This window comes from Terrihabitans rhizophilus (assembly GCF_033898525.1).
GTDB classification, from domain to species: Bacteria; Pseudomonadota; Alphaproteobacteria; order Rhizobiales; family Methylopilaceae; genus Flaviflagellibacter; species Flaviflagellibacter rhizophilus.
In genome coordinates, this window is sequence record NZ_JAXAFJ010000001.1 from 403,242 (window position 1) to 430,218 (window position 26,977).

Consider the following 26,977-nt stretch of genomic DNA (forward strand, 5'->3'; position numbering starts at 1 on the left):
CGCACATGGACATGGTAGCGGCAGGGACAGCCGATCTCAGCCTTTGGCAGTTCCTCGCCCTTGGTGCGGTGGCGTTTTTCGGGGCGGTGCTCGGCGGCGTCAGCGGCTTCGGCGCGGGGCTCATCGTCACGCCGTTCCTCGTTCCCGTGGTCGGGATCAAGGGCGTGGTACCGGTGATGTCGGTCGCCATGGTTCTGGGCAACCTGTCGCGGTTCTGGGTGTACCGAGACCAGGTGCGTCGGGACGTGATCCTCAAGATCATGATCCCGGCCGTGCCGGGCGTGATTGCGGGCACCCTGCTCTACGATGTGCTGCCACGCGAGCCGCTGGCGCTGTGCATCGGCGCCTTTCTGCTGGTCTCGATTCCGCTGCGGCGGCATCTGGCAAAGAAGGCCGTGGTGCCGACGCCCGCGGCAGTCGTAGGCGTCTCGGCGGGCTTCGGCGTGGTGTCGGGAGCCCTTCCCGGGGGCGGCATCGTGCTGATGCCCCTGCTGCTCGGGCTCGGGCTCAGCACCGGTGCGCTCGTCGGCACCGACGCCATCATCGGCATGGCGGTGAACCTCGTGAAGATCGCCATGTTCGGGAAGCTCGACCTCCTGAACCGTGACCTCATGATCGGCGGCCTGCTCGTCGGCCTCTGCATGATCCCCGGCGCCTACGGGGCGCGTTGGCTGATCGAGCGCATGAACGTGCACCTGCACACCGCGGTCATCGAGGGCCTCGTCGTGTTCAGCGGCCTGTCCTTCATCTGGTCGGGCCTATTCCCGTGATGGGAGAAGACCAAGCGCAAGCTCGCCCTTCTCCGCACCACGGATCATTACTTGGTTTGTTCACGAGAACCCGGATGATCAGGCCTTTCTAGGCAGTGCACCTAGTCGAGCGGCAGCAGGCTCTTGTCCAGCATCATGTGCACCCCCTTGTTGCCATCCACGGTCTGCGTGATCCGCAGATTGCCGGCCAGCGAGCAGAGCATGTAGGCCTGGTTGCGGTTCAGCGAGGTGCGGTCGCAGATGTGCTGCACCATCTCCCGCACGGCCTGCTTCATGGCATCGTCGAGATCCTCGTCGAGACCGATGGAGATGAGGTGCGTCTTGCTCTCGGCGAACGGCCAGACATAGGAGAGGTCCTTGCGCACCGTGAGGCGAAAGCTGCCGCTGAGACCTGTTTCCAGGGCGGTGATGCAGACTTCGCCGTCGCCCTGCACGCCATGACCGTCGCCGGCATAGAACAGTGCGCCCTCATTGTAGACCGGCAGGTACAGCGTCGTGCCGGCCTTCAGTTCCTTGTTGTCCATATTGCCGCCGAAGCTGCGGGGCACGGGCGAACCGACGCGGCCCCATGCGGCCGGCGGCGCCGTCGCAATGATGCCGAAGAACGGGTCCAGCGGGATTTCCGTGCCCCACGGCATGGTGCAGACATTGCGCTCGTGATCGACGCGCGGATGAATGGTCTCGTAGTCGGTGAACTCGTCCGGAAGGGTGCCGAGCAGCGGCAGGATGGCGACGAAACCCCAATCCTGGTTGATCTTGGCGTCGAGGATATCGACCTGCAGGACGTCGCCGGGCATGGCGCCCTTCACGAAAACGGGTCCTGTCACGAAATGAGGGCCCGCGCCCTGTGCCATGGAGGCGAGAGCCTTGGCGTAGGCTTCCGGAACCACATAGCCCTCGGGCGGCAGCGCCTCGGGACCGCCCGCCGGGAACGAGTGCAGCAGGACCGTGTCACCGGACTCCACTTCCAGGACCGGCTTATGCGTGGCATCGAAATAGCCCCAGACCATGTTTTCCGGGGTTGCGGGTATCTCGTGTGTACGCGGCATGGGGTGCTCCGGCCTTAGATGGCGATGTGGCGTGAGAGGGCGTCGCGGGTCATTGCATCACGACCACCCGCCTCGATGACGCTGCCGCGCGAAAGCACGACGAAACCATCGGCAAGGCGGATTGCGAAATCGAGGTATTGTTCAACGAGAAGGATCGACATGCGGCCCTTCAACGAGGCGATAGCGGCTTCGATCGTCTTGACGATGGAGGGCTGGATGCCCTCCGTCGGCTCGTCGAGGATGAGAAGGCGCGGGCGAGTGACCAAAGCGCGGGCGATGGCCAGTTGCTGCTGCTGACCGCCGGAAAGCTGACCGCCGGCCTTGCCCCACAATTCAGTCAGGGCCGGGAACAGTTCGAGCGCCTCTTCGATGGCGCCGTCGTGCAGGGTGCCGTGAGCCCGTGCCGCGACGCGGATGTTGTCGCGAACGCTGAGTTCCGCGAAGATTTCCCGACCCTGCGGCACGTAGGCGAGGCCATTCTGCGAGCGCCGGTGCGTAGACCACGTCGTGATGTCCTGGTCGGCGAAGACGACGGCTCCGGCGCTCGGAGGCAAGAGGCCGACGATGGACCGCAGCAGCGTGGTCTTGCCGGCTCCGTTGCGGCCGAGCACGGCCACGCAGGAGCCGGCCTCGACGGTGACGTTGACCCGGCGCAGCACCTGCGCGCTGCCGTAGTGCTGATCGAGATCGCAGACGACGAGCTTCATGTCAGCGACCCAGGTAAACTTCGACGACGCGGGGATCGGCCCGCACCCGGCTCATCGGGCCTTCGAACAGGGTGCGGCCCTCGTGCAGCACCGTGACCTTGTCGGCGATCTGTTCGACGAAGCCCATATCGTGCTCGACCACGATGATGGCCCGGTCGGGGCGGCGCAGAGCGCGGACGAGAGAGGCCGTGCGGGCACGCTCCTCATCGGTGAGACCGGCGACCGGCTCATCGAGCATCAGGATCTTCGGGTCCGACGCCAGGACCATGCCGATCTCGAGCCATTGCTTCTGCCCGTGCGCAAGCGCACCCGCGGAGGCAGCCGCGAGAGAGGTGAGATCGACCATGTCGAGAACCTCCTCGATCCGCCCGGCCGGCGCGCGGCCGGGGGCGACGCCAAGCCCGATCTCGATATTCTCACGCACCGTCAAAGCCTCGAACACGCTGGGCTTCTGGAATTTGCGCCGAACGCCGTGACGGGCGATCTGCGCCTCGGTCAGCCCGGTGAGTTCGATGTCCCCGAGGCTGATGCGGCCCGATTTCGCCGGGCTGACGCCCGCGATCACGTTCAGGACCGTCGACTTGCCGGCGCCGTTTGGTCCGATCAGCGCATGCACCTGGCCGTAATCGACGACGAGCGAGAGGTTGTCGACGGCGCGGAAGCGGCCGAACTCGACCGTCAGCCCGTCGATCACGAGCGCGGGGCCGCTCATGGCACCTGGCCCGCTGTGCTGCGGAACCAGCGCGGGCGGAGCTTCAGCCCGGCAATGTCGAGCAAGCCGTTGGGGAAGACGAGCACCACCAGGACGACGAGACCGGAGAGGATGAAGGGCCAAGCTTCCGGCGCCGCCGTCGAGAGCCAGAACTTCAGCGCATTGACCACGAAGGCGCCGATCACCGCGCCGCTGAGATAACCGCGTCCGCCGACGGCCACCCAGACGGCGATCTCGATGGAGAGTTCAGGGGCGAGTACACGTGGATTGATGATGCCGACCTGCGGCACGTAGAGCATGCCTGCGATAGCGGCGATGACCGCCGACCCGCACCAGACCGCGAGCTTGAGCCACAGCGTGCCGAAGCCGAGCGAGCGGAGCCGCACCTCATCGTCGCGGGTGGCGACCATCAGGCGGCCCACGCGGCTCGTGACGAGGAGCCGGCAGCCGAGCAGGACGATCACCAGCGCGACAAGCGAGGCCAGAGCGAGGCCAAGCAGGGTGCCCGGCGCACCCATCGGCCAGCCGAACACCACCGAGAAGCCCGTCATGCCATTGTTGCCGCCGAAGCCGGTGTCGTTGCGGAACATCAGCAGCATGGCGACGTAGACCAGGGCCTGGCTGATGATGGCGAAGTACACGCCGCCGACCTTGGAGCGGAACGAGACATAGCCGAACACGAAGGCGACGAGGGCCGCGAGCCCGAGGCCCAGCACAAGCGCATAGGGAGCGTGTTCCAGTCCCGCCCAGTACAGGGGAAATTCCCGCCAGCCCATGAACTGCATGAAGTCCGGGACGACGCTGGTGACCTCGTAGGAGTGCTTCAGCAGGTGCATGGCGGCGACATAGCCGCCGATGGCGAAGAACAGGCCATGGCCCAGGCTGAGGATGCCGAGATAGCCCCAGATAAGGTCGAGCGATACCGCCAGGATGGCGAAGGCGGCCAGTTGGCCGATGGCGTTGACCACATACGGGGTCAGCGGACCCGCCCCCCCGAACATCGCCAGCAGCAGGATGGCCAGCACGCAGGCGCCAAGTGTGGCGGCGAAGCTCTTGTCGGCGAGCAAGGCCCTCATCGGCGGCGCCCCTTGGCCGAGAACAGCCCTTCGGGCCGGAACTGCAGGAAGCCGATGATGAGGAACAGGACGATGACCTTGGCGGCTACCGCGCCCCAGAACGGCTCGATGAGAACGTTGATCTGGCCCACGCCAAGAGCTGCTATGAGCGTGCCGCCTATGGTGCCGACGCCGCCCAGCACCACCACCATGAAGGCGTCGATGATGAAGTTCGCGCCCATCTGCGGGTTGACGTTGTAGATCGGCGACAGGGAGAGCCCGGCGAGACCCGCGAGCCCGGAGCCGAGCCCGAAGGCCAGCATGTCGACCCGCCGCGTGGGGATGCCGATGCAGCCGGCCATGTCGCGGTTCTGCGTGACGGCGCGAATGTCGAGGCCGAGCCCCGTGCGCTGCACGACGAACCAGGTCAGCCCAAGCGTGACCGCAGCGAAGGCGATGGCGAACAGCCGGTTCCACGTGACGATGAAGTCGCCGATCACCGGCACCCCGCCCGCGACATAGAAGGGCGTCGCGAACTGCAAGTTCTGCGTGCCGAAGCCGAGCCTCACCGCGTTGATGAGAAACAGGCTGATCGCCCAGGTCGCCAGCAGGCTCATCAGGGGACGGCGGTAGAGATGGCGCAGGATCGTCACCTCGAGCGCGACGCCGATCAGCGCCGTCACGAGAAACGCCGGCACGATCGCAACCAGGAGGTAGTAGTCGACGAGTCCAGGGAGCGCCGCGCGCAACACCTCCTGCGTAAGCCAGGTGACGTAGGCGCCGATCATGATCAGCTCGCCCTGGGCGAGGTTGATGACGCCCATCAGGCCGAAGATGATGGAAAGGCCGATGGCGGCCATGAACAGGATGCTGGCAAAGCTGAGGCCGTTGTAGAGCGCGGCAAGCATGTTGCCGATGCGGATGCCGCCTTCGACGCGCGTCAACGCGCTGTCCACCGCGGCCTTGAAGGTGCGATCACCCGCATAGGCAGGATCGTCCCGCAGCGCCGCGATCTGTGTCTGGACCCGCCTGGTGCGGGTGGCGGACAGGCGCTCGAGCGCGTCCAGCCCCTTGGCCATGTCGGGCGAGTTCAACGCCGCGATGGCCGCCGTGTTCTCGATCTCCGCCTTGAGCGAAGGGTCCGTTTCGGCAGCGGCGGCTTGTTCGAACACCGGCAGGGGCACGTCGGCCGCACGGCGGGTGAGAACGCCGAGCGCCCCACGGCGGACGCCCGCATCGGCTCCCGCGCGCAGCGTCAGCGCCGCCTGTGCGAGATCGAGGGCGCCACGATTGCGCAGATTGAGCACGGGAGTGCGGGCACTCGGGGGAAGTGGCGCAGGCGCCAGGGTCGCGGCATCCCGGGGTGCGCGGCCGTCATCCACGACCCCCGGCCCTGCCGCCGGACATTTCAACTGGCGGTTCAGCACGGCCTGGGTCAGCGAGAGACTCCAGCTCACATCTTCCGCGTTTGTCGTCCCTGCCAGCGCAAGCAGGTGGGACGCGGCCTCGCCGCCTGCCGCCGCAGTGCCGCACAAGCCGGCAACGACGGCCGAGCGCTCGATCGCCTGCGCGGATGCAGCCTGAGCGCTGAGCAAAGCCGCAAGGCAGCAGACGAGGGTGAACAGCGGACGCATGACTATTCCGGCACGAGACGAGCCCTGCCGCCGACCACCGGCGGCAGGGAGACGCATCAGCTGAAGGGGCTGAACGGAACAGGCTTCGGCGTGTCTTCCGACTGCCACAGGATGTCGAAGCCCTGCTTCTCGTTGACCGAGCCGATGAAGACGCCGCGATACACGTAGTTGTTCTCGGCGGTCATCTTGATCTTGTAGCCGGACGGACAATCGAAGCTGATGCCATCGAAGGCCGCGCGGACCTGCGGCACCTCGAAAGAACCCGCCTTCTTGGCCGCGAGCGCCCACAGGTGAACGCTGTCGTAAGCCGACACCATCGGGTCGATGACGACATCGCCCTTGAACGGGGCCTTCTTGGCGTCGACGTAGGCCGACCAGTCCTTGAGGAACCGCTCGTTGGCGGGACCGGCAGCCTGCTGCAGGTAGGCCCAGCAGTTGAGGTGTCCGACCAGCGGTGCGGTGTCGAGGCCTTCGAGATCGGCTTCCACCACGTCGAGGCCCAGAACCGGAACGTCGGTGGACTTGATGCCCTGGTTGATGAATTCGCGGAAGAAGTCTGGGATGGACGACCCCACCGTGGTCAGGATCACGACCGGCTGGCCACCCGGCTCATCGGCGAAGGCGCGGATCTGATTGACCAGGGTCTGGAAGTTGGAGAAGCCGAGGGGGACATACTCTTCCTTCAGGGCAGAGTCCGGGATGCCCTTGCTCTTGAAGTAAGCCTTGAGTTGCTTGTTGATGGTGCGCGGCCACACATAGTCCGACCCCAGCATGAAGAAGCGTTTCGCGGTAACGCCATCATCGCTCATCAAGTAATCGACGGCGGGCAGGACGGAGCTTGCCGGCGGCGAGTTCACGTAGACGACGTTCTTGGAGTTCTCGTCGCCTTCGAAGTGGAGGGGATAGAACAGAAGCCCGTCGGCTTGCTCGACCACGGGAAGAACCGACTTGCGCGACACCGAGGTCCAGCAGCCGAACAGCGCGGAAACCTTTTCCTGCTGCAGCATCTGACGCCCGATCTGGGCGTAGAGCGGCCAGTCGGAGGCCGGATCGGAGGTCACGACCTGAACCGTTTTTCCGTTGACGCCGCCGGCTGCGTTCAGCTCGTCGGCCGCCATCTGGATCACGTAGTTCAGTCGGCCCTCGACATTGGCCATGGTCCCGGACGAGGAGAACAGGCAGCCCAGCTTCACCACATCGGCCGCGCTCGCGGAGCGGATGAAGGCGGGCATGGACAGCGAGGAAACACCGGTCGCGGCAACGGCGCCGGCGGTGGACTTCAGGAAATGGCGGCGGGAATAACTGGTCACGGCGGACCTCTCTTGTGCAGGTGATGCAGGGTAGGGAGAGGGCCCGGGCAGCAGCAAGGCGATAGAATTCGCAGGGCTGTAGGCACTTGCACAAATTGTGAGACATCGACGCGGATCACGTCACTTTTGACATTGGCCCCTGCGGAAACAACGGCCGAGCCCTCGTCAGCGCCCGGAATCGGATCTAGGCTGCCAAGGTGTGAATGAGATTGCCCTTGCCGAAGTAGGGACGGGGGACGTTGGGGTAGATGAAGCACTCGCGACACACGGATGAAGAGATCGCCCAGCTTCTACGGGAGGCTCAGGCGGGTATTCCGATCAACGACATCTGCCGGTCTGCAAATGTCTCGCTCCGCACCTTCTACAGGTGGCGCAAGCGGCTCGGCGGCCTTGCCCCCGCCGCTTTGAACCGGCTGCAGAACCTGGAAAGTGAAAACCGCCGGCTTCTTCGGCAGATCAAGAAGCTGAGGGCAGAACACACACCCGCACCCACCGTGAAGACTGTGAGAGCAGAAGAGTGGCGCCAGCGGAGCGAGTTCGGTTCGCCGAATTCATGCCGCGATGCGAACGATCCGGCGGGTGCGGCACTCGCAGGGAGGCGAGGAACCTCCGCCGGACGCTTCTCACATCTCCGGACCGCACGCTAGAAGCCTGAACGGCGCTTCCCTGTGGTGCGGCTTTCGTCCCAGCGCGGCCGACCCGGTCCGCTAGCTGCCCGAAATGATCGCCTGGATGCGCCGGGACAAATCAGTCATGTCGAACGGCTTCGTGACCACCTGCATCCCGTGTTCGAGATGGCCATGGTTCAGCACGGCATTCTCGGCATAGCCGGTGATGAACAGCACCTTCAGGCCAGGGCGCATCTGCCTCGCGGCCTCGGCGACCTGTCGCCCGTTCATTCCATTGGGCAGGCCCACATCCGTGATGAGCAGGTCGATATGCCCCGCTGATTGCAGGGCTTTCATGCCCGAAGGCCCGTCCTCCGCCTCGACAGCCTTGTAGCCAAGCTCTTCCAGAGTATCGACGACAAGCATCCGCACGAGGGGCTCGTCGTCGATCACCAGCACCGTCTCTCCCGCTCCTGCGTGTTCCACAACCGCTCGTGCGGGAACTTCCTCGACCACGTCCCCGTCACCGACATGGCGCGGCAGGTAGATGCAGACCATCGTGCCCTGGCCGAACTCCGAATAGATGCGCACCTGACCGCCCGACTGCCGGGCAAAGCCGTAGATCATCGACAGCCCAAGTCCCGTGCCCATGCCGATCGGCTTGGTCGTGAAGAACGGATCGAAAGCCTTCTCGACCACGTCCGGCCGCATGCCTGTACCGTTGTCGCTCACGCAGAGCGACACGTACTGTCCCGCTGGCAGATCCCGGATGCGCGAAGCGCGTTCGTCAAGCCAGCGGTTGGACGTCTCTATGGTGATCTTGCCACCGTCGGGCATGGCATCTCGCGCGTTGATGCAGAGATTCAGCAACGCATTTTCCAGCTGGTTGGGATCGACGAGGACGCTCCAGACGCCGCCGCCCGCCACGCTTTCGACGGAGATCGCCGGACCTACGGTACGCCGGATCAAGTCCTCCATGCCGTTGATCAACGCGTGGATATTCGTTGGCTTGGGGTCGAGCGTCTGCCGGCGCGAGAATGCCAGGAGACGGTGCGTGAGCGCGGCTGCACGCTTGGTGGCTCCCTGGGCCGCGACGAGGTAGCGCTCCACATCTGGCAGGCGGCCTTGAGCGATCCGTGTTCCCATCAGGTCGAGAGACCCGGATACGCCGGCGAGCAGATTGTTGAAATCGTGCGCAAGTCCGCCGGTCAGCTGTCCTACAGCCTCCATCTTATGGGCCTGACGCAACGCCTCCTGGGCCCGGTCCAGTTCGGCCGCGGCTTGCTTCTCGGCGGTGACGTCGCGGCCTGTGGCGTAGGTCACGTCCCCCGCAGGCGCGGCTACCCACGAGATCCATCGGATCGAGCCGTCCTTGTGCCGGTAACGGTTCTCGATCTTCGGCCGGCCGCCCTCCGCCGCGAGCTCATAGGCCGCGACCGTATTCTGGTGGTCGTGGGGAATGACGAACTCGTTGACATGGTGGCCGACGAGTTCGTCCTGCGTGTACCCCAGCACATTCGTCCAGGCCGGATTGACCCGCCGGAGGTATCCTCCGAAATCGACGACCACCATGAGGTCGGGTGAGATCGCCCACATGCGGTCGCGCTCTGCTGTCCGCTCGGCGACCTCGATCTCGAGTTTGTCGTTCAGCTCGCGTAGCCGCTCTTCCGCGTTTCGCCTTGCTGAGATGTCGTTGAACAGGATGGCGACACGCGATGACGGAGCATCTTCCAGCCGGAAAGCATAGACATCGAACCAGCGGCCAAGTGCGGCGGAGCCTTGCTCAAGCCGCACCGGCGTTCCGGTCATCGCAACGCGGCTATAGAGCTCGTACCAGTGCTCCTCAAGGCTCGGCGCAACCTCGCGGAGCCAGCGACCCAGAACGTCGGGAGGAAAGCCGGTTTGCCGGTAAAAGGCGGGATTGGCCTCCAGAACTCGGTAGTCCGCCCGGGTGTCGGCAGTCGCGACCTTCACTTCAACGACACAGAAGCCGGACTCGATCGAGTCGAAGAGCACGCGATAACGCGCTTCGCTTGCCCGCAGCGCAGCCTGGCTGCGGCGCTGTTCGGTCAAATCCAGCATCGCGCCGATCATCCGAACGGCCTGGCCCCGCTCATCGCGGATGATGTGGCCTCGGTCGAGCACGTGGGCGTAGGTGCCGTCCGCGCGGCAGAAGCGGTACTCCTCAGTCCAGCTGTCGTCCCGGCCATCGATCGCCTCGTGGATCCTCCTGTCCACTTGCGGCCGGTCGTCGGGGTGGATGTGAGCGATCCACCACTCGCCGGTAGGCCTCACATCATGCGGCTTGTGCCCGTGGGCTGCTTCCAGGGCTTCATTCCACAGCACATGATCGGTCCCGAGATGCCAATCCCATATCGCATCATTGGTGGCGCGCACCGCCAGCCGGTACCGCTCAGCGCTCTCGCGAGCCGCTGAACCGGCCAGCTTCTGTTCGGTGACGTCGCGGAAGAAGATGGCAAGCCCGTCCTCGACCGGATACGCCCTCATGTCCATCCAGGCTTCGTGCCCATCGGACCATGTGTAGCGATGCTCCAGAGCGACCGGCACGCGCTCCAGCATGGCCTTCTTGTAGAGCCTGCCGAGTTCGGTGGCCTCACTGCCCGGATATACCTCCCAGTGGGAACGACCAAGAAGCGTGTCGAGCGGGCGCTTTTCCATGCACTGCGCTTCGATGTTGAGGTCGAGGATGCGGAACTCACGGTCCAGCAGGGCAAAGCCCTCCGCCATGCCATCGAGCACGCCCTTCAAACGCGCTTGACTCTCACGCACACGCCGCTCGGCCAGCACCTGACCCGTGATTTCATTGCATGGGCAGAAGAAGCCGGCTATGCGGCCGCTCTCATCGCGCACGGGCGTATAGGAGAAGCTGAAGTGCGTCTCTTCAGTATAGCCGCGGCGATGCATGAACAGGGTGATGTCGTCCATGTGCACCGGCTCGCCGGCATATGCCTGCTCGACGATGGGGATGAGATCCGCGCGAATCTCCTGCCAGACTTCCAGGAAATCGCGGCCCAGCGCGCAAGGGTGCTTGGATGCAAGCACCTCGGCATAGGCGTTGTTGTAGAGGAGCGTGCGCTCTTCGCCCCAGGCCAGGAACATGGCCTGGTTGGACGCCAGCATGACCCCCACCAGCGTCTTCAGTTCGGAGGGCCATGCGTCCGGGGAACCTAACCGGGTGTTGATCCAGGAATGATTGCGAAGGCGCTGCCCCATTTCGCCACCGCCTTGCATGAACGCCAAGGCGACGCTGACAGGTTGGTCGTTCATGATTGGGCCACCCTCGGTGACGTGGTTCCTTCCGCTGCCAGCACTGTTCTAGCCCCTGCCTCTTCCATCACGCGTCCCGATGGTAATTGCGGCGGGACGCCGTCGTTCCGGTCGCCCACTGCGCGACTGCCTCAAAGTGCCTGCTGACGCAGGGGTTTCCGCGCCTCAGGCACGCGCTTCTTCTGGTGCCGGTTCAGCCCATCCCCTACCATTCGGCAGCATGTGAAGACGCCTGCTGGTGAGCGTCCGAGCACGGAAAGCCTTCATGATCCTGGGTGCGGCACTCTTCCTGATGGTCATCAACGTCACGGCCTTTCTCGCCTTCGTCTATGACAAAGCATGCGCAGTGCGCGGACACCGCCGGGTGCCAGAGAGCAATCTGTTGATGCTCGCCTTCGTCGGCGGAAGTCTGGGCGCGGTGTCGGCTCAGCAGATGGTGCGGCACAAGACACGCAAGGAGCCATTCCGCTCCTACCTCTTCGCGATTGTGGCACTTCACGTCTGCGCCCTCTCCTTTCTGGTCGTCCTGGGCCCTGAAGCCGCGTGGAACCTGGCCTCTGAATTGGTGGATCCCGGACGCTGAGCTTCGGGGTCATTCGACCACCTCCGTCACGCCCAAAAGCGTAGCCCCCCACCGACTACACCGCTCCTCGCCGATGCGGGGGGAGCCAGACCTATGAGGTGGAATTGGCCTTCACCGGGTGATCGGGCTATTCGACAGCCATGAGCATGACGAACAATATGCGTGGTGCGCTGTTCATGACCGCGGCCATGGCTGCCTTCGCGGTCGAGGACATGGCGATCAAGGCAGCGGCGAAGGACATCCCGGTCGGCCAGGCCTTGATGATCTTTGGGGCAGCCGGGCTTCTGGTCTTCGCAGCACTCGCGCGGATCAACGGCGATCGCGCCTATCACCCTGCGGTGTTCTCCAAACTGATGCTGGCCCGCTCGGCATGTGAGATCGCAGGCAGATTGTTCTTCGCGCTGGCGCTCGCGCTGACCCCGTTATCGAGCGCGTCCGCAATCCTGCAGGCCACCCCGCTGGTGGTGGCCCTCGGCGCCGTGCTTTTCTTCGGAGAGAAGGTGGGATGGCACCGCTGGCTGGCGATGAGCTGCGGCCTCGCTGGCGTTCTTCTGATCCTGCGCCCCGGCTTCAACGGGTTCGAGCCGGCCTCCATCTTTGCGGTCCTCGGCACGCTGGGCTTTGCCGGTCGTGATCTCGCCACCCGCGGCAGTCCGGTGTCGATGTCGACGACGCAGCTCGGCCTGCTGGGCTTCGCGATGCTGGTAATAGCCGGAGGCATCCTGCTGGCCGTTTCAGGCGGCGCAGCATGGCCCCGCTCGAGCACGTGGCTTCTTCTCTCCGGCGCGACAGCCGTGGGCGTGATCGCCTATTCCGCACTGACAAAGGCAATGCGGACGGGGGAGGTGTCGTTCGTGTCCCCGTTCCGCTATTCGCGGCTGCTGTTTGCAGCCTGCCTTGGCCTGCTCGTCTTCCGGGAGACGCCCGATCTGATGACGATGATCGGCGGGGCCGTGGTTGTCGGAAGCGGGCTTTTCCTTCTTCGTCGTCCCTCGAAGGCGCAGAAGACCCTGCCGGCTTGAGAGTCCCGGGGGCCCCCGAGAGATGATGATCTGACGCGGTGACGCGTGCAGCATTGGCCCTGCTCGGCCTGGTGGCCCCGCTTTCACCTGACATCGCGCTGGCTGCGAACCTCATCGATGACCCCGAAGCGGAGATCATGCAGCTTTGTCATAAAGTGCAAAAGGTTGCGCAGCCGATCGGCTGCGCAACCGCCATAGTCAGCTCGCCAGCAGCTCCTTCAAGGCCGCGTCCAGCACCTCTATGTCGTCCGGGCTGGTGCCGGGTCCCCCTGCAAAGTGGCCCCAGTAGGTATCGATGACGCGCAGCTCTGCGTTCGGCATGTGGCCGGCCTCGATCTCGTTGTCCTCCGGCGGAAAATAGAGGTCCGTCGACGCTGGCATCAGGATGGCCTTGGCCTTGATCGCGCCCAGAGCCTTCGGCAGATCGCCGCCATACATCTCGTTGTTGCTGATGTCGCCGTTCTGCCAGGTCCAAAGCATGCAGAGCAGGTTATTGGCATCGCGGGTGTAGAACAGGCCCTCCCAGAAGCCGACGAGGAAATCCTCCAGCGAGGCGTAGCCCATGTGCTTGATGTCGCCCTCGACGCGGTAGAAGGTCTGCGACAGGCCCCATCCCGCATAGACCCGGCCGAAGGCGCGAAGGCCCCTGGTCGGCGGCTCCTTGTACCAGCCGTAATCATAGGCGGCGTCCGCCTGCAGCGCGGCCTTGGCGCCTTCCAGGAAGACGTAATTGTGCCGAGAGCATTTGGCCGATCCCTGGAACGGCAGGATGCGCTTGACCATGTCCGGGTACATCGCGCCCCAGTGATACGTCTGAAGGCCGCCCATGGACCAGCCGGTCACGAGCTTGATGGTCTCGATGCCGAACAGCTCCGTCACCAGCTTGTGCTGCGCCTTGACGTTGTCATAGGCGGTCACGTTCGGGAAACGGGGCCCGTTCCACGGCGCGGGCGTATTGCTGGGCGAGGTCGAGAGCCCGTTGCCGAACATGTTCGGGATGATGATGAAATACTTGGCCGGATCGAGCGCCTTGCCCTCGCCGATCAGCCATTCGTTCTCGTAGTGCTGCCCCGAATACCAGGTCGGGTAGACGATCACGTTGTCCTTGGCGTCGTTCAGCGTGCCATAGGTCTTGTAGGCTAGCTTGGCGTCGCGCAGCGTCTTGCCGCATTGCAGGACGAAGTCACCCAGCTCGAACATCTTGTAGTCGACCATCCCAAGCTCTCCTTTGCCGAAAGATCGGCGCCCCTGATTGCTGTGTCTGTCCGGCGCTACACGAGAAGCCGCGTGTGCTCGGCCTTCCAGGTCGCGACGACGACGTCGCCCACGGTGAAGGGCTGCGCGAAGAACTGGCGCTCCGGCACATACGCGACGAACTCGTCCTGCCCGACCGCGTCGAGCATCACCTTCACGAAATTGCCCTGGTATTCGACGGCCAGCACCCGGCGCGGCAGCGCAGCGCGCCCGGCGGGCGCGACCCAGCCGTCCGGTCGCCGGAGCTCGACATCGTCGCGGCGTACCGCAATGTCGATGGCGTCGCCCGACTTGACTCGGGAGCCCGCGCCGAGCGGCATCTCGAACGCGGGCAGTTCGCTTGCCGTGATCATGGCCGTCGCGCCGTCCAGCGACTGCACATTGCCCGCCAGCACGTTCTGCCCGCCCATGAACTCCGCCACATAGCGGTCCTGCGGCGCGGAATAGATCTCGCGCGCAGAGGCGGCCTGCTTGATGCGGCCCTTCTCCATCACCACCACAAGGTCGGCGAGGGCAACGGCTTCGAGCTGGGTGTGCGTGACGTGGATGAAGGTGATGCCGAGTTCCCGCTGCATGCGGCGGAGCTCCTGGCGCATCTGCACTCGCAACTGCTCGTCCAGCGCCGAAAGCGGCTCGTCCAGCAGGAGCACGCGCGGCTCGGTGATGGCCGCCCGGGCCAGCGCGACACGCTGCTGCTGGCCGCCGGACAGCTGGCCCGGCAGCCGGCCGGCAAGCTCCGTCAGGCGCACCTTCTCGACCATGGCGTCGGCCGAGCGCAGGCGGTCCGCCTTGGAAAGCCCGCGCACCCGCAGCGCGAACGCGATGTTCTCGCGGACCGTGAGGTGCGGGAACAGCGCGTAGGACTGGAACATCATGGCCGTGCGGCGCTCGACGGGCGGCAGGCCGACGACATCCTCCCCGCCGATCAGGATTTCTCCGCTGGTGGGGTCCTCATGGCCCGCGATCATGCGCAGGATGGTCGTCTTCCCGCAGCCGGAGGGGCCCAGGAAGCAGCAATAGGCGCCATCCGGGATCCTGAGGTTGACGCCGTCGACGGCATAGGTCGCGCCGTCATAGCTCTTGGAGATACCGGCCAGTTCGATGTCGCCACGGGCGCGAGCCATCCGTCACATCCTCAATGGGCCGGCGCGCTGCCCGCGCGGCGGCGTTGCATCACAAAGATCACGGCGAGACAGGCCCCGATCGCGAGGAACGACACGATCGTGGTCACGGTGCCGAGCGCGTAGAGGGCCGGCGAGGTGACGTTGAGCGTCATGCTCCAGATCTCCAGCGGCAGCGTGTTCAGCGAGCCCGCCGTCTGCAGCGTGCGCGAGAATTCGTCATAGGAGAGCGTGAAGCCGAACAGCCCCACGGCCACGAGGCCAGGCGCCAGGATCGGCACGATGACCATATGGATGGTCTGCCATGGGCTGGCACCGAGATCGCGGGCGGCCTCCTCCCAGGCCTGGTCGAAGCGCGACATCACGGCGAACATCACCAGAACGCCGAAGGGCAGCGTCCACGACAGCTGCGCGCCAAGCGCGGACGTGTACCAGCTCGCCTCCCAGCCCAGCGCCGTGAACAGCAGGCCGGTCCCGATCCCCAGCACGAGACCCGGAACCACAAGGCTGCCGATCATCAGGTAGAAGATGACGGTGTCGCCCCAGAACCGGCGCCGGAACGCCAGCCCCGAGATGAACGACACCACCACGGTAATGACCGTGACCATGGCCGCAAGCTTGATGGAGCGGCTGAACGAACCTTTCACGTCCCCGGTGCGCGCCTGGGTGAACAGGTCGATGAACCAGTGCAGGGACAGGCCCTTCATCGGGAAGACGAGGCCGCCCTTCACGTCCTGGAACGACAGGATGTAGATGCAGACCATCGGGCCATAGAGGGCGATAACATAGGCGACGAACACCGTGGCCAGCGCATAGAACGTCCACGGCCTCCTGCCCCTGCTGGGCGCGATGGCGCGGGTGCGCGGCCGGGCGGCGGCGGCGAAAAGCGCCGTGTCCGTCATTGCGTCAGCTCCTTCCGGATGTTCACGGTGCGCAGGATCACCCCGATGACCGCCATCAGCACCACGGTCAGCAGCACGGCGCTGGCTGCCGCCGGCGGATATTGCAGCACCCCGATATCCTCGTAGAACGCCCCGACGACCGAGGCCGAGCCGCCGCCGGACATGACCTTCACCACGAAGAAATCGCCCATCACGATGGCGATCACGAAGATCGAGCCGAGCGCGATGCCGCTCTTGGACAAGGGGATGATGATCAGCCGCATAATGTCGAAGCGGCTTGCCCCGGCATCCACCGCCGCCTCGACGACCCGTTTGTCGATGCGGGCCATGGAGTTGAAGATCGGCACGATCATGAAGATCGTCAGCTGGTGGACATAGGCGATGACGACCGCGAGGTCTGAGTACAGCAAGGCCTCGATCGGCTGCTGGACGATGCCGACGCCCATGAGGCCGCGATTGATCAGCCCCTCCTTACCGAGCAGCGGGATCCACGAAATCATGCGGATGACGTTCGAGGTCCAGAACGGCACCGTGCAGAGCAGGAACAGGCCGATGCCGAGCAGCTTGTTGCGCACGTGGAACGCCAGGAAATAGGCGATCAGGAAGCCCAGGATCAGCGAGAACAGCCAGGTCAGGAACGTGAACTTGATGGTCGAGTAGTAAAGGTTCAGCGTCAGCGACGAACTGAGGATGCCAGCATAGTTGTCGAGCGTGAACGTCGGGATGATCCCGCCGAACCCGTCGGTCTCGAACACGCTCGCCACCACCACCACAAGGATGGGCAGCAGGAAGAACGGCAGGATCACGAGCAGGAGCGGCGAGATATAGAGCCACGAGACAAGATTACGCCGGAGCTTGGCCGGGAGCATTCTCTGCTCCTCCTCGACTTACGAAACGCGGGACAGAATTGGTGTTGCAGGGCGGCGCACCGCCCTGCCGTTCCGGTCAGGCGACCTTGAAGTCGTTCCAGCGCTTGTTCATGTACGCCGACTCGTCCATCAGCGTGTTCCAGCACGAGATGTTCTTGACCCGTGTCAGGAAGGAGCCGCCGTCGCGTACCGTGCCGGGCTTCTCCATCGGCACCCCATAGGGATCGTTGATGGCCTCGGGCGCCGGCTTGCCGTCGTACCAGAAGTCCCATTCAGCCTGCGAAAGATGTGCCTTGGCAGTCGATGGCACCGGGCTGTAATAGCCGTAGCGCCCGACAAAGGCTCCCTGCCAGCCGCTGTAGTACCAGTTGATGTATTCGTAGGCGGCTTCCAGCTTCTTGCCGGACAGATGCTTCATCAGGCCGAGCCCGTTGCACCAGCCGCGATAGCCTTCCTTGTCCCCCTTCTTGTTCACCGCCGCATAGGTGCAGGGAACGTCCTTTACGCGCACGGCGGCAACGGCCGGCGACCACATGGACTGGATCACGACCTCACCGGCCGCCATCAGCTGCACCGACTGGTCGAACGTGGTCCAGGTGGCGCGGAACTGGCCCGACTTCTTCAGCTCGATCAGCTTGTTGATCGTGAAGTCGATCTCCTGCTTCGTCATGTTCCCCTTGTTGCCATACTTGATCAGGTCGGCGCTCTCGAAGCAAAGCGCGGCGTCCATGATGCCGATCGCGGGCACGTCCAGGATGGCCGCCTTGCCCTTGAACTTGGGGTCGATCAGTTCCTTCCACTCGGTTACTTCGTGGCCGACGAGGTCCGGACGGTAACCGATGGAGTCGGCATTGTAGACCTGCGGAAGGAAGGTGGCCCACTGGGTCACGCCATCGTGCAGCTCGGTCGAATCCGGCTTCTCGATATACATGGCCTCATAAGGTGAGATGCCCTGCCGCGAGACCGGCGCACCATCGATCTCACCCTTGGTGAAGATCGGCAGGATGTTGTCGAATTCCTTGATCCTGGCGACTTCGATGCCCTGGATGACACCGCGCTTGGCGGCCAGCTTCGCCTGCCATCCTTCAAGGTCAGGAATGTCCACGGTGTTCGGCTGCGTGATGAAGCGATTGATTGCGGCCGAGGTGTCGAGGTTCTGCATCGTGACCTTGAAGCCAAGGTCCTTCGAGGCCTGATCGCCGATCGCCTTCACCACCGAATAGGACACGCCGACATGACGGAGCTCGATATCCTTGATCTCTTGCGCCCAGATGGTCGGGAAGCCAGTAACGGCTCCGGATCCAATGGCTGCACCGGCCGCCGCAGCGCCACCGAGCAAGATGTCCCTTCGGGTGATCTTCGAGGAACCCGAATTCGTCTTCTTCTCTTCGCTCATGATCGCCCCTACCCGTAGGAACGATCATCAGCCCTGTGAGCACCGACGATGTATTCGTACTTTACCGTAGTTACTTTTACATTGAATATGTGCTAGCAGCCACCCTGTTCAGACAGTAGGCAACACGGCTATATTTCTTACATAAAGAAACCGTTTGACTGGATGATAATTGATCATCCCTCCTGTTTTATGTTCAGGTTTGCCGAGCTTGGCGGTGTTTGCCGAGATTGCTTCGCCCCAAGCGCCGATAGTCGAGCTGTGTGAGCGCCGCCAATTCGGCGCCTACGATCCTGCAACGCGCCCCATAGAGCAGCCAGGCGAGCAGAAGCCGGCCTTGCTGGGGGCAGGAATTTCGACGGGATGAACTGCGGGCGATCAGGTCTCGTTCGCAGCCGGCGAAGCCACAGGTTTCCGCAAGCCGGGCGCACCGGCTCCAGCCCCGTCCTGCGCCGCGCCGATCCGCTCAAGCACTGTCCGGAGCACCAGGAAGCCGTGCTCCATCTGCTCGGCGTTGAAGCTGGAGAACCCCAGGCTGACGAGATGATCCACCTCGGCCTCTCGCGCCAAGGCGGACAGAGGCATGATCTCGAGCCCTGCTTCCGCTGCGGCCGCGGCCAGCCTGCGCCCGCTCAGCCCAGGCTTTAATTGCGCGACCACTTCCATGCCGGTCGCGGTCGGCGAGGCCGTCATCCACGGGGACAGAAGTCGCTCCGTGCACTCCAGAAGACAGGTCTGCCGCTGGGCGTAGAGCTTCCGCATCTTGCGGACATGGCTCGCAAAATACCCGTCACGCATGAAGCGCGCGACCAGGGCCTGTTCGAGGATGGGCGAGTAGCGGCCGATGACGGTGCGGGCGGCTACGAAAGGCTCGACCAGCGCATCCGGCACCACGGCGAAGCCGAGCCGGAGGCTCGGGAACAGCGTCTTGCTGAAGGTGCCGAAATACAGCACCCGTCCGTGACGGCCCAAGGCGTGCAGCGAGGGCTGCGGCCGCCCGGAATAGCGAAACTCGGTGTCGTAGTCGTCTTCGAGGATCCACGCGCCCGTCCGGGCGGACCAGTCGAGCAGCGCATGGCGGCGATCGAGGCTGAGTTCCATCCCCATGGGAAACTGCTTGGAGGGAGAGACATAGGCCAGCCTGGCATCCGGCGCCCGTTCCAGCGCCCGCGCCACCATCAACCCGTTCTCGTCCACCGGGATCGGAACGGGCTGTCCTCCCACGGCCGTGACGGAGGCATAGATGCCGTCATATCCCGGGTCTTCGCACCAGGCTTCCTCGCCGGGCGTCAGGAGGATGCGGCACGCCAGGTCGATGGCATGCTGGGTGCCGGCGAAGATGATGACGTTTTCGGCCCGGCAGGACAGGCCGCGGCTCGATGCGACGTGCTCGGCGATCGCCTCGCGCAGGGGGGCATAACCCTGCGGATCCCCCTCTCCCAGCAGTTCACCTGCCGTTTCGGCGTCCATGTCCCGATAGATCTCGGCCGCCAGCCCGGCCCAGCGCCGCACCGGAAACGCGTCCACCGCCGGGAAATTGGCGCGGAAGGGCACCGGCCTGCGCATGTGGCGCAAAGTGGCGGGCACCTCCGTCAGGCCTGACACCCGGTCGAGGCTTCCCGCTGCCGTGATGGCCGGGTTGATGCGCGGAGGGGACGTGGAAGGGCGCGGCGGCGGCTCCCGCGCCACATAGGTGCCGGACCCCGACACCGGCTCCAGGAAACCTTCCGAGATCAGGTGCTCGAAGGCCAGCATGATGGTGTTGCGCGAAACGCCCAATGTCTGTGCAAGGTCGCGCGTCGAGGGCAGCTTCTGGCCGGGCTTCATTGCTCCGGCCTCGATGTCGTCGATCAACCTTTCATAGAGCTGCCGGTGCAGCGGTTCATCCGGCCTGCGGCCGAAATCCACGGCCAGGGCGTCCAGAAGCGACACGGTCTTCAAACTCTCCAGCGTTCACCGCTGGGGGATGAGCAAGTTCCGCGCCACCACGCCTCAGACGGCGCTGCGCTCCCGCTCCGGCCGATGGCCGAACGTGGCGAGGCCCGTGCGCATCAGGATGAACATGCCGACGAGGACGACCAGCACGACAAGGTTGACGCAGGTCGCCAGGGCATAGAGCTCCGGCTTTACGCCATAGCGGAGCGCGCCCCATGCCACCGACGGAAGGGTCGGCGTGGCCCCTAGGAGGTAGAACGAAATCTCCAGATTGTTGAAGGCCATGATGAAGGTGACGATGAAGGCTCCCAGCAGGCCGGGCCAGATCAGCGGCAAGGTCACCTCGAAGAAGGTGCGCGCCGGGCTTGCGCCGAACACCATGGCGGCATCATCGAGCCGCCAGTCGTAGCGGTAGAGCTGCGTCGCCATGATGAGCAAGGCGTAGCTGAAGCAGTGCACCACATTGGCCAGCACGGCAGAGACAAGATTGCCCTGAAGCCCAAGGAACAGGCCGTTGAAGATCAGCGAGGAGATGCCGAGCAGGATTTCGGCCACGAACAGCGGCGCGATGAACAAGGCGATGAAGAACGGAGCCTTCCGCCCGGCGTGGCGCATGACGCCGATGGTGGCGAGGCCGGCGAGAGCGGTCGCCAGAACCGCCGCCGCGAAGCCGAGCACGAGGCTGTTCCCGAGCGCGGTCTGGTAGAGCGAATTCGAGAACAGCCGGCCCATGGTCGCCATCGACCATTTGGGTGGATAGGGGAAGTTGAAGTTCCGGGCGAAACTCGCGAGCGCGATGTGCAGCACCGGCAGGTACAGGAACAGGTAGGAGATGACGACGGCTGCGAGCAGCGCGATCTTGGCCGGCTTGAAACGCATCAGCCCCTCCCGAAGCCCGTAAACCCGGTCCGCCGCAGGTCGATCGTCAGGCCGACAAGGACCACCAGCAGGATCGACACGGCGAACAGCACGACGCCCATGGCGGCGCCAAGCGCCCATGTGCCGGACTCACCGAACTGCTGGGCCATGGCCATGCCGTAGAGTGTGCCGTTCGGACCGCCCAGGAAGCGCGGCGCGAGCGTTGCCGACAGGCACGGGATGAAGCAGAGCGCGAAGCCGATCAGCGTGCCGAACAGGTTGAGCGGCCAGGTCACCTCGAAGAATGCGCGCACGGGGCTGGCGCCGAAGATCTTGGCGGCGTCGATGAGGCGCTGGTCGAAGTTCAGCAGCGACAGGTAGATCACCGTCACCACGATCGGCAGGTACAGGTAGACGAGGCCGATGGCGCTGGCGACGTTGGTGTACATGATCGCCCGCAATGGCGCGGAGCCGAGCGCCATCAGCACGCCGTTGACGAGGCCTAGAGGCCCGAGCAGGCCCTGCAGCGCGATGACGCGCAGCACCTCGCCTGTCAGGAACGGCACCGCGAAGGCAAGCGTCAGAAGCAGCCGGTAGCGCCCACCATACAGGATGATGGCATAGGCCACGGGCCAGGCGATCATCGTGCAGATCAGCGACACCGCCGTCGCCATCACCAGCGAGCGGATGAGGAAGGTGACATAGGCCCCGCCGGTCGCGAGCACATGATAGTTGTTGAGATTGACGTCCGCGATGATGTGGTAGTTCTCCGTGCGCCAGACGCTCAGAACCACCATGGACAGGAGCGGCACAACGAACAGCGCCAGCAGGAAGACGGTGGGGATGCCGAGGAAAAGCTTCGGCGCGAGGCGCCCCTTCACTTCGCGGCCTCCGGCTTGAACAGATCGACGTCGGCGACATCCCAGCGCGCCGTCACCTCCATGCCTTCCCGATAGTCGGCCTCGCTGCGCGGCCGGCTGGCGACAAGCTCTCCGCCGCTCCACGTCATCAGGTACTCGGCGTAGGAGCCCCGCAGGATCACATGCTTGATCCGGGCCGGTATCGCGTTCGGCAGGACGCCTGTGGCACCCGGCGGATGGAGGCGAACCTTCTCGTTCTTCACGAAGGCCGTCACCGGCGCGCCTTCAGCCAGCGCCGGATGGCTGCGGGCACGGAGCTCGGCCCCGTTGCCGTGGACGATTGTGCCGTCGCCGCTGTGCGTGGCCACGCCCTCGAAGCGGTTGGAGCGCCCGACAAAGCCGGCGATGAACGCGGTCTTCGGCCGGTCGTAAATCTCCTCGCGCGCCGCGAAATCCTCGATGCGGCCACCCCGCACCACGGCGATGCGGTCGCTCATGCTGAGCGCCTCTTCCTGGTTGTGCGTCACGTAGACGAACGGGATGCCGAGATCGGTCTGGTGGGCCCGGATCTCGACCTCCATCTCCTGCCTGAGTTCGCGGTCGAGATTGGCGAGCGGCTCGTCGAGCAGCAGCACCTTGGGGCGTCCGACAAGGCCGCGGCCCAGCGCCACGCGCTGCTGCTGTCCGCCGGAAAGCTGGTTGGGGTAGCGGCCTTCCAGTCCGCGCAGGGAGAGGATGCCGAGCACCCACTCGACCCGGCTGTCGATCTCGCTTTTCGGCAGCTTCAGCATGCGCAGCGGAAAGGCCAGGTTCTCGCGCACAGTGCGGTGCGGAAACAGCAGGAATTCCTGGAACACCATGGCGACGCCGCGCAGGTGCGGCGGCAGGTCGGTCACATCCTCGCCGTCGATGAGCACGCGGCCCTGGCTCGGCTTCTCGAGCCCGGCGATGATGCGCAGGAGCGTCGTCTTGCCGGAGCCGCTCGGGCCCAGCAGCGAGACGAACTCGCGCTTCTCGATGGCCATGGTGACGCGGTCGACGGCCCAGACGCCACCATACTGTTTCGAGACGCCGTCGAGGGTGATGTAGGCCACACTGATCTCCTGATGGAAAGGCGGGAACCGCTCCGGGCACGCACCCGGAGCGGCGGAACGCTGGCAGGATCAGGCGGCCTGCATGCGCGACCAGACGCGCTCCCACTTCTCCGTCGAGGACGGCTGGTCGAACATGTACATGTTCGCCAGCTCGTCGGTGCGGTCCATCAGGAAGAGCGTCTGGTCTTCCGGGGTGGAAATGGAGCGGATGTCCACGGTGGAGGAAGACCCCGCCACCTGGGCAATCGTCTTCATGGCCTCGGGCGCCAGCATCTCGTTCATGAAGGAGTGGCAGAGATCGAGCGCCGGGCCATCCTGCACGCCGGTGGTGGCGAGCCAGGTGTCCACCCAGCCGAGACCGCCCTCCTTGGGGATGAGCTGGTGGCCGAAATTGGCGTCGATCTCGCCCTTGTTCTTCTTCTGCACGAGGACGCGATAGGTCTGCGCAAATTCCGGCGCGGCCACGATGGCGCCGCTCTCCAGAAGCTGCTGCAGCGTGGTGTTGTCCTGATAGCGTGTCAGCAGGAGAGGCTTCTGCTGGATCAGCAGCTTCTCCACCTCGGCCAGTTCCTCATCCGTCAGCACATAGGGGTTGAACGGTTTGCCGTCCGGCCTCGGCTTGTCCTTGGTACCCATGCGCGTGGCGACGAGGATGCCCGTCAGCGCGATGTTCTCCTCGAAGCGGGCGCTGGTGGCGAGACGCCCGGCGAAGGTCTTGTCGAACAGGCATTCGATGCTGGCGACCGTGTCCTTCGGCATGTCGGCGGTGTTGTAGGTGACGCCGTAGCTGCCCCAGCACCAGGTGACGCCGAAATGCTGGCCGCTGGCCTCGTCGGTCAGCAGCTTGAACCTGTCGGGCGCGAAGACGGGATAGACGTTCTTCGTGTTCGGGATCTTGGCGTAGTCGATGGCGCGGATCAGCTTCTCGCGGAAGTAGAGGCCGGGCCAGAAGCCGTCCGCCTGGACGAGATCGAAGTCTCGCGTGCCGCCTACGCGCAGCTTGTTGTAGGCCTCGGAATTGCCGTCGAAGAAGGTCGGCGAGAACTTGACCTTGTGCTTCTCCTCGAAGGCGCCGACCAGTTCCGGCACGGCGTAGACTTCCCACATCAGCGCGCGAAGCTGCGAGGGCGCGGCGGAAGCAGGCCGGATATAGGGTGCGGCAAGGGTCGCCACCGCCCCGGCGGCCATGGTCTTCAATACAGTGCGGCGATCCATAGCCTGGGCGGGCGGAGCCGCCGCGGCAAGCGAACCTGTGTTGGTCTTGGTCATGGCCACGCCCTCTTCTCTGGTTGGAAGGAAAATCTGGTCCACGCCCGTCTGGTGCTTCTCTCCCCGGGAGCGGGCCAAGGCCCGCTCCCGGCATTTTCTTAAGTCTCAGGCCGCTTTCGAGAACGGGTGTTCCGCGTCTGCATAATTGACCGGCGTCATGTGCCAGCCTTCCTTGTGCTTCTGCCAATAGAGGTCCTTCAGCTTCGCGCTGATGGGGCCCGGACGGTCGTTGCCGTAGATCTTGTCGTTGACCCGGGCGCACGGCATCACGCCGCCGGCCGTGGTGGTGGTGAACACCTCGTCGGCATCCATCACGTCGTCGAAGGTGATCGGGCACACCAGCGGCTCGAGACCAAGCTCCGGGCAGAGGTCGAGGACGGACTGGCGGGTCACGCCGCGCAAGGCGCCGCGATCCGGCGTCATCACCTTCTTGTCCTTCACGATGAAGACGTTGAAGCCCGAGCCCTCGGTCAGGTAGCCGTCCTGATCGAGCAGGATGGAGGTGTCGAAGCCCTTGTCCAGCGCCTCGAACATGCCGCGCGTGAAGTCGCGCCACATATAGTTCTTGAGGGTGGGATCGAGCGATTTGGGGGAGATGCGCGGGATCGAGGCGATCAGCAGATGCGCGCCGCGCTCCTGCACCTCGGGCTTGATCACGTCCACCCATGGCACCGCATAGGCGATGAAGGTGTTCTGGCAGTCCAGCGGGTTGCGCGAGCCATAGACCTTGGGCACGCCGCGCGTGCAGATCATGGCCACGAAGGCGCGCTCGATGCCGCTCAGCGCCACCACCTTACCGAGGATCTCGCGCATCTCGTCGCGCGTCACGCCGGCATCGAGGCGGTAGCCCTCGAGCGATCGGTGGAAGCGGTCGAGGTGGTCTTCGAGGCGGAAGAACGCGCCGTCCGTGACGTGGACGACGTCATAGGTCACGTCGGAATGCACGAAGCCCCAGTCGCCGACAGGGATCTTGGCCTCGGCGATCGGAATGAACTGGCCGTTCATATAGGCCGCGCCCTTCGAGAAATTCGGGCTGGGTTCCGTCATGTCATCCTCCGTGCACCCGCCCCCGCGGCGGTGATGCAGGTTCCTCGCAAACGGCCCATGCAAAAAGCGCCGCTTTTGCGGAAAGTGACGGTGCCACTTCCGGCCTGCGCCCCGATGCGGCTCACAGCAGCGCCACCCAGCGGCGGGCAATCTCAAGGCCCACCCGGTCAGCCTCGACGCCCAGCGTGCCCTCCTGCTCCGCGTGCCGCTGCACGAATTCCGGCGCGTCGCGGTCCAGCATCGCCCGGTAGGCCTCGAGCCATTGCGCCACCAGCGCGCGGTCGGCCTCGAAGTGGAACTGCAGGCCATAGGCCGCGCGGCCGACCCGGAAGGCCTGGTTGGGGGTCTGCGCCGAGGAGGCAAGGCGGATGGCCTCCCCCGGAAGATCGAAGGTGTCGCGATGCCAGTGGAACAGCGGTGCGCCGTCGCCCAGCGCGGAGATCACCGGGTCGGCACGGCCGGCGTGCGTGGCCGTCACGGTCTGCCAGCCGATCTCGATGGGCCGATCCAGGATGTTCCGGCCGCCAAAGCCGCGCGCGAGGATCTGCGAGCCCAGGCAGACACCGAGCACCGCCTTGTCGGCGTCCGCGAACTGCACGGCCAGTCGTGCCAGCGCCGGCAGATAGGGGTGCGTGTCATCAGCCAATGCGCTCTGGTCGCCGCCGAGGATCACGAGGCCATCATAGCCGGCGTGGCCGAGCGGCAAGGCGGCCCCGGCATGCATGCAGCGGAGATCGACCTCGATGCCGCCCTCGTCCAGCGCGGGGCCGATCAGGCCGAGATGCGTGCCGGGGAAGTTCTCGACCGCGAGGACGTTCATGGCGCTTCCCGACTGCCGGCCAGCACCGTCTTCACTCCCGCCTCGCGCAGCGCGGCTTCGGTCTCGCGCGGAGGGGCCGCATCGGTCACCAGCCGGGTCACGGCTTCGAGCGTGGCAACCTTGAACAAGGCGGAACGGCCGAACTTGCCGGAATCGGCCAGAACGGTGACGTCCCGCGCCTGCTCGGCCATCACCCGTGCGATCTCCGCTTCCTCGGGGTCGAAGTCCATGATGCCCGCGGAGTCCAGCGCGCCGATCGTGAGCACCGCATGCATGGCATGGAACCGCCGTGCCTGGTCGACCGCGATGGGCCCGACACTTTCACCGCCGTCTTCCCGGTAGCGTCCGCCGAGAAGGAAGACCTGATTGCCCTCGCCTCGCCCTGCCAGAGCGGCGATCTTGCTGGAATTGGTGATGACGGTGAGATCGCGCGCGCGGGCCAGTTCCTCGGCGAAGACGAGCGTCGTGGTGCCGGTGTCGATGAAAAGGCTGTCGCCCGGCCGGAACAGCGAAATGGCCGCGCGGGCGATGGCGCGCTTGGCCGGCAGGGCGTCGCGCATCCGCTCCCGGAACGGACCCTCCCGCAAGGCTTCGGACAGAGCCGGCTCCACCGCGCTGGCGCCGCCGTGATGCTTGCGGAGCCAGCCCAGCGCATCCAGCTCCGATAGGTCGCGCCGGATGGTCTCGCGGGAGGCGTCGAGCATCTCCGCGAGAGCGTCGACGCTGACGCGCTCGCGATCCTGCACAACGGAGACGATGCGTTGCCGACGCTCCTCAGGTGTCATGAAGCCCCCAGTTCATGACCGAACAGTCACCG

General features: G+C 64.9%; 24 protein-coding genes. 4 read left to right on the plus strand and 20 right to left on the minus strand.

Going from position 1 to position 26,977, the window contains the following annotated elements; translation table 11 throughout:
* The first annotated feature begins 5 nt into the window (after positions 1-5).
* Positions 6-770, plus strand: coding sequence for a sulfite exporter TauE/SafE family protein (locus tag SCD90_RS01815; RefSeq protein ID WP_319842906.1), 765 nt, complete (start codon positions 6-8; stop codon positions 768-770).
* 101 nt (positions 771-871) lie between these two features.
* Here the strand turns inward: SCD90_RS01815 and SCD90_RS01820 are convergent, their stop codons facing one another.
* The 6 genes from SCD90_RS01820 to SCD90_RS01845 are packed head-to-tail and all read right to left on the minus strand — an operon-like array spanning position 872 to position 7,237.
* Positions 872-1,819, minus strand: a complete 948-nt coding sequence (locus tag SCD90_RS01820; RefSeq protein ID WP_319842907.1) for an acetamidase/formamidase family protein — start codon at positions 1,817-1,819, stop codon at positions 872-874.
* 14 nt (positions 1,820-1,833) lie between these two features.
* On the minus strand, positions 1,834-2,526 hold the full coding sequence (gene urtE / locus SCD90_RS01825) for an urea ABC transporter ATP-binding subunit UrtE (protein WP_319842908.1): 693 nt from the start codon (positions 2,524-2,526) through the stop codon (positions 1,834-1,836).
* Position 2,527: 1 nt separating this feature from the next.
* On the minus strand, positions 2,528-3,238 hold the full coding sequence (locus SCD90_RS01830) for an ABC transporter ATP-binding protein (protein ID WP_319842909.1): 711 nt from the start codon (positions 3,236-3,238) through the stop codon (positions 2,528-2,530).
* On the minus strand, positions 3,235-4,314 hold the full coding sequence (urtC, locus tag SCD90_RS01835) for an urea ABC transporter permease subunit UrtC (protein WP_319842910.1): 1,080 nt from the start codon (positions 4,312-4,314) through the stop codon (positions 3,235-3,237). Before urtC ends, SCD90_RS01830 begins: the two co-directional genes overlap by 4 nt.
* A complete protein-coding gene (gene urtB / locus SCD90_RS01840; RefSeq protein ID WP_319842911.1) occupies positions 4,311-5,927 on the minus strand; it encodes an urea ABC transporter permease subunit UrtB in 1,617 nt (538 codons plus the stop codon). Before urtB ends, urtC begins: the two co-directional genes overlap by 4 nt.
* 56 nt (positions 5,928-5,983) lie before the next feature.
* A complete protein-coding gene (locus tag SCD90_RS01845; protein WP_319842912.1) occupies positions 5,984-7,237 on the minus strand; it encodes a substrate-binding domain-containing protein in 1,254 nt (417 codons plus the stop codon).
* A gap of 248 nt (positions 7,238-7,485) precedes the next feature.
* On the opposite strand from SCD90_RS01845, the gene SCD90_RS16570 reads away from it, so the two are divergent.
* Positions 7,486-7,884, plus strand: coding sequence for a transposase (locus SCD90_RS16570; RefSeq protein WP_425265619.1), 399 nt, complete (start codon positions 7,486-7,488; stop codon positions 7,882-7,884).
* A 60-nt stretch (positions 7,885-7,944) separates the two neighbouring features.
* Here SCD90_RS16570 and SCD90_RS01850 read toward each other — a convergent pair whose 3' ends face one another.
* Positions 7,945-11,133, minus strand: a complete 3,189-nt coding sequence (locus SCD90_RS01850) for a hybrid sensor histidine kinase/response regulator (RefSeq protein WP_319842913.1) — start codon at positions 11,131-11,133, stop codon at positions 7,945-7,947.
* Between the two features lie 265 nt (positions 11,134-11,398).
* Here SCD90_RS01850 and SCD90_RS01855 point away from each other — a divergent pair, with 265 nt between their 5' ends.
* Complete coding sequence (locus SCD90_RS01855) at positions 11,399-11,716, plus strand: DUF1294 domain-containing protein (protein WP_319842914.1); 318 nt, start codon at positions 11,399-11,401, stop codon at positions 11,714-11,716.
* Positions 11,717-11,856: 140 nt separating this feature from the next.
* On the plus strand, positions 11,857-12,738 hold the full coding sequence (locus SCD90_RS01860; RefSeq protein WP_319842915.1) for a DMT family transporter: 882 nt from the start codon (positions 11,857-11,859) through the stop codon (positions 12,736-12,738).
* 198 nt (positions 12,739-12,936) lie between these two features.
* Here SCD90_RS01860 and SCD90_RS01865 read toward each other — a convergent pair whose 3' ends face one another.
* The 13 genes from SCD90_RS01865 to SCD90_RS01925 all read right to left on the minus strand — a co-directional run bounded on the left by SCD90_RS01865 (position 12,937) and on the right by SCD90_RS01925 (position 26,945).
* Entirely contained in the window at positions 12,937-13,953 is a 1,017-nt protein-coding gene (locus SCD90_RS01865) for an alpha/beta fold hydrolase (RefSeq protein ID WP_319842916.1), read from the minus strand.
* Between the two features lie 56 nt (positions 13,954-14,009).
* Entirely contained in the window at positions 14,010-15,116 is a 1,107-nt protein-coding gene (locus tag SCD90_RS01870; RefSeq protein WP_319842917.1) for an ABC transporter ATP-binding protein, read from the minus strand.
* Between the two features lie 11 nt (positions 15,117-15,127).
* Positions 15,128-16,015, minus strand: coding sequence for an ABC transporter permease (locus SCD90_RS01875; protein ID WP_319842918.1), 888 nt, complete (start codon positions 16,013-16,015; stop codon positions 15,128-15,130).
* Positions 16,012-16,884: an ABC transporter permease gene (locus SCD90_RS01880; RefSeq protein WP_319842919.1), complete on the minus strand. Its 873-nt coding sequence runs from the start codon at positions 16,882-16,884 to the stop codon at positions 16,012-16,014. Before SCD90_RS01880 ends, SCD90_RS01875 begins: the two co-directional genes overlap by 4 nt.
* A 76-nt stretch (positions 16,885-16,960) precedes the next feature.
* Entirely contained in the window at positions 16,961-18,280 is a 1,320-nt protein-coding gene (locus SCD90_RS01885; protein ID WP_319842920.1) for an ABC transporter substrate-binding protein, read from the minus strand.
* 375 nt (positions 18,281-18,655) lie between these two features.
* Positions 18,656-20,209: a MocR-like pyridoxine biosynthesis transcription factor PdxR gene (gene pdxR, locus SCD90_RS01890; RefSeq protein ID WP_319843224.1), complete on the minus strand. Its 1,554-nt coding sequence runs from the start codon at positions 20,207-20,209 to the stop codon at positions 18,656-18,658.
* Between the two features lie 60 nt (positions 20,210-20,269).
* Positions 20,270-21,091, minus strand: coding sequence for an ABC transporter permease (locus SCD90_RS01895; RefSeq protein ID WP_319842921.1), 822 nt, complete (start codon positions 21,089-21,091; stop codon positions 20,270-20,272).
* Positions 21,091-21,951, minus strand: a complete 861-nt coding sequence (locus SCD90_RS01900) for an ABC transporter permease (protein ID WP_319842922.1) — start codon at positions 21,949-21,951, stop codon at positions 21,091-21,093. The genes SCD90_RS01895 and SCD90_RS01900 overlap by 1 nt, the downstream gene beginning before the upstream one ends.
* The gene (locus SCD90_RS01905; protein WP_319842923.1) at positions 21,948-23,024 is read right to left on the minus strand and encodes an ABC transporter ATP-binding protein; all 1,077 of its coding nucleotides are present in this window, start codon (positions 23,022-23,024) and stop codon (positions 21,948-21,950) included. The genes SCD90_RS01900 and SCD90_RS01905 overlap by 4 nt, the downstream gene beginning before the upstream one ends.
* 69 nt (positions 23,025-23,093) lie before the next feature.
* Positions 23,094-24,293 carry an ABC transporter substrate-binding protein gene (locus tag SCD90_RS01910; RefSeq protein WP_319842924.1) on the minus strand — a complete coding sequence of 400 codons (1,200 nt, stop codon included), beginning with the start codon at positions 24,291-24,293 and terminating at the stop codon, positions 23,094-23,096.
* 105 nt (positions 24,294-24,398) lie between these two features.
* Positions 24,399-25,340: an aminotransferase class IV gene (locus SCD90_RS01915; protein ID WP_319842925.1), complete on the minus strand. Its 942-nt coding sequence runs from the start codon at positions 25,338-25,340 to the stop codon at positions 24,399-24,401.
* A 121-nt stretch (positions 25,341-25,461) separates the two neighbouring features.
* Positions 25,462-26,160: a type 1 glutamine amidotransferase gene (locus SCD90_RS01920; RefSeq protein WP_319842926.1), complete on the minus strand. Its 699-nt coding sequence runs from the start codon at positions 26,158-26,160 to the stop codon at positions 25,462-25,464.
* Positions 26,157-26,945, minus strand: a complete 789-nt coding sequence (locus SCD90_RS01925; protein ID WP_319842927.1) for a DeoR/GlpR family DNA-binding transcription regulator — start codon at positions 26,943-26,945, stop codon at positions 26,157-26,159. The genes SCD90_RS01920 and SCD90_RS01925 overlap by 4 nt, the downstream gene beginning before the upstream one ends.
* Positions 26,946-26,977 lie beyond the last annotated feature (32 nt).